Source organism: Rhizobium sp. 01N48 (assembly GCF_056399145.1).
In genome coordinates this window covers 1-1,131 of sequence record NZ_JBFTQT010000024.1, presented here as the reverse complement: position 1 = coordinate 1,131, position 1,131 = coordinate 1, and the positions used below count along the sequence as shown (strand labels likewise).

The 1,131-nt window shown below is 65.5% G+C and carries 1 protein-coding gene; it reads left to right on the top strand.

Features of this window, described 5'->3' with window-relative positions; genetic code table 11:
• Nucleotides 1-854, top strand: an 854-nt coding sequence (locus AC1DOG_RS23140) for an inositol monophosphatase family protein (RefSeq protein WP_477931348.1), incomplete at its 5' end; no start/stop codon positions are given.
• Nucleotides 855-1,131 lie beyond the last annotated feature (277 nt).

Below are 1,131 nucleotides of genomic sequence, written 5' to 3'. Positions count from 1 at the left end.
CTCTGCCTTTCCGGGAGCTTTTCGCCATGCAGAAACCCGCCGTCACCGTCATGGTCAAGGCCGCCCGCCTCGCCGGCAACGTCCTGTTGCGCAACATCAACAAGCTGGAGGCGTTGAACGTCGTGCAGAAGGGGCGCATGGACTATGCCAGTGAAGTCGATGCGGATGCGGAAAAGGTCATCGTCAAGGAACTCAAGCGCGCCTATCCCGAGTACGGGATCATGGGCGAAGAAGGTGGTGTGCAGGGTGTAAACCGGTACATGTGGGTGATCGACCCGCTGGACGGCACCAGCAACTACCTGCGCGGCTTCCCGCACTACTGTGTGTCCATCGCGCTGGTCGAGAACGGCGAGCCGATCGATGCGGTGATCTTCGATCCGCTCCGCAATGAACTGTTCACCGCCAGCCGTGGCGCTGGTGCGGTGCTGAACGACCGTCGCATCCGCGTGGCCGACCGCAAGGACATGGGCGGTGCGATGATCCACACCGGTTTCGCCCCGCGTGAGCGCCAGCGCGCCAGTTCGCAGCTGAAGGCCGTGGATGCGCTGCTGGTGCACGCCGAAGACGTGCGCCGTACCGGTTCGGCCGCGCTGGATCTGGCCTACGTGGCCTGCGGCCGCGCCGACGCCTACTTCGAGGCCGGGCTGAAGGCCTGGGACATCGCGGCCGGCGTGCTGCTGGTGCGCGAGGCCGGTGGCCGGGTCTGTGACTACAAGGGCGCCACCCCGGCCCGTATGGACAGCCGCGGTCCGGAGACCCAGCAGATCGTGGCGGGCAACGTGAAGAACACCGATGTGCTGCAGAAGGTGCTGGTCAACACCGGCTACGCAGCGGAGTTCGACGCCAAGTTCTGATCGGCCACCGCGCTGAAACCGAAGAACGGCGCCCTTGGGCGCCGTTTTTTTGTGCCGGTGCGTCCGGCTTTCCACCGTGGCCGGGGTAGACGGGAGGCCGCAACGCACCGCCACGCGCGCTACACTTTTTGATTGCGCCGCGGCGCACCCTTCAAGGAAGACCCATGTACAAGCGCGCGATTCTTTCCCTGGCCTTTCTGCTGGGGGGATATGACGCGACCGCGTCGGTGGTGATGGACCCGTCGTCCACGGAAGGGCCGGTGGTCCTGCCCGAGGA